Raw genomic sequence first — 2293 nt, forward strand, 5'->3', positions numbered from 1 at the left:
CGTTCGTAAGTTCTAAACGTTCCCCTACCACAATCCGCAGGCCCTCTTGGCGTGCCCGCCGCTCCCAATAGCCATCCAGTCCTAAGTCTTCCCGCTTGTTTTGGCTGGCCGCTGGAGCCACGTTGTGGGTCAGCAGCGCTTGTGCCGCCGGGTCGCTAATCTCCTCACCTACCTTCTTGCCCGCGGGAATGGCCAGCAAGGGATTCGAGGGCGGCATGGTGCTACTATAAACCGGCTTAGGACCATAGCGGTCATCGGCGCGGTAGGTGTCATCCACATAGGGCTTGGGCTGGGTTTTGTTGGCAAAGCGCCCCTGCACCACATAAAATTGCTTATCCCAACCTTTCGTGGCGTCGTTATCGCGGTTGGTCAGATTCGTGGGGTCATTGCCGCGGGCTTTGCTTTTATCCTCGGTGAGAATGGCCACCGGGTTCAGGGCAACCTCCGCCGGATTCACACCGCTCTTGACCGAATCCCGAGTGTTGTTGAACGTAACATTCTCTCCTGGTGGGTCTGCATCGCCAGTGGTGTAGGGGGAACTGGGCGGTTCGCGGTAGGAGTGAATTTTCACAGTGCCGGCGTTGGTGTTGTTATCCCGCAAACTGCCGGCCATAAACTGCCCCTGAAACTCAATTTGCTGGGTTTGGGGGTTGACCACCTCCGTTGCCGTAATTTCAGAAGCGACGCGGGTATAAACACAGGACTTGGGCGAACTAATCAAATAGGCTTGGAAACCCTGATCGCCGCCGGTCATAAAGATGCTGCCTTCAGTGTGCATGGCCCCATTCCAGCGGAATGTCGGCCCCGGGAAAATCTCCAAGTCATTGCGGAACCAGGCGCCCCACTTGTTGCCCCGCTCCATTTGCCGCTCTTGCACAAACTCAATGGTGGAGAGGGCCTGACCGCCGTTGCGGTTTTCATAGACAAAGGCATTAATCTGGAAATTCTTCCGCAGAATGGCACTGCTTACCTCATCCCAGCCCACCTCTGCGCTGCTGCCCCCGCTCAAGTTGGGGCACTGATTCCCTGCCGCTGTAATGCCCATGGGCCGACTGCGGGTAATCAGGTTTTTGGCCTTTTGGGCGTCATCCCAGTTGAGCTGCGTATCATTGGGGCGCTTCATCAAAATGGAGTAGGCCACAATGGAGTCTGGTGTGGGTTGAAACGCCCAGGCATTATCTAGGGTGCCATCTCCATCCAAGTCAATGCGCTGCTCATCCGCCAAGGTGTAAGGATCGGGATTGCGGGGGGTTCCGGTCCTGTTGCCAATAATTTGCTCAATCGTCGCTTCCCCTGGTACGCCATTGGGCCGCAAAGGGTCTTGGGTAAAGAAGTACTCTAGTTTTGTCCGTGCCCGGTCAATGGCGGGTGCGGTGGCATTCATCACTTGAATTTCTTGCCGTTGGCCGCTCACCTCGGCGGTGCGATTGAGGGTGCGAATCATCAGGGCCGCCACCGTTAGGGTGACCACCACTAACACAATGACCGCCGTTGGCAGCACAAAGCCGGCACGCCCCCAGCGCAACTCTGAGCCCCGCTGCCGCTGGAACCTGAGGGGGGTGAGTCGCTGCCGCACCCAGCGCTGTAACTGGAATATGAGATGACGGATAAACCGCATGAGTTTGCGATATTGTCGCTTCGACAGTCCAAGGGAGCGATCGTGCTTTTTCATACCCGCACCTAAGTTGACCTACCAGAAAATTGTTAGCCTACCAGAAAGGTGAAAGGTGGCGATCGGTTATCCACACAGCTAGGGTACCCCCACCCCGTAGGCTCCATAAACCTAGTATGGTTTTTCTTTAATAAAAACTTTCACTTCGCAGCAACATTTCTGAAAGTTTCGCAACAACTGGACATTATTGCTGCTAATTAAGCAATAGCAATACTTCTTAAACTTTTAACTGGTATGCTACCACCGTCACCGTGCCAAGAACCCCTTCCCCAGTGACCCGCAGTAGCACTCAAGCAAAGCGCTCCAGCCATGCCGCCACTTCCTCCAGTTCCCTAAAGTCAAGCAGCGCCTCTGCCAAAGCCTCAATCTGTGAAATAGAAAGCTGCCGAATCCGCTCCTCCAAGTCCCTAGGCACACTCCCAAATCGCCGCCTCAGCAGGCGCAAGATAACTAGCACTTCTCCCTGTTGCAATCCCTGTTGCAATCCCTGTTGCAAGCCCTGCTGCAAGCCTTGTTGCAAGCCCTGTTGCAATCCCTGTTGCAAGCCTTGGTGTAATCCCTCCTGCAATCCCTGTTGCAATCCCTGTTGCAATCCCTGTTGCAAGCCTTCCTGAAGTCCTT

Annotated in this window: 1 protein-coding gene and 1 pseudogene; both read right to left on the reverse strand. The window is 55.1% G+C overall.

Annotation, left to right across the window (positions count from 1 at the left end; translation table 11 throughout):
- Nucleotides 1-1672 (reverse strand): annotated as a pseudogene (locus IGQ16_RS10430) (hypothetical protein); the annotation flags it as partial.
- 289 nt (nt 1673-1961) lie between these two features.
- Nucleotides 1962-2293 (reverse strand): DUF4351 domain-containing protein (locus tag IGQ16_RS10435; RefSeq protein ID WP_297061446.1); only part of this gene is annotated, 332 nt, incomplete at its 5' end.

Origin of the sequence: Thermosynechococcus sp. M3746_W2019_013 (assembly GCF_015296045.1) — a bacterium.
Lineage (GTDB): Bacteria > Cyanobacteriota > Cyanobacteriia > Thermosynechococcales > Thermosynechococcaceae > Thermosynechococcus.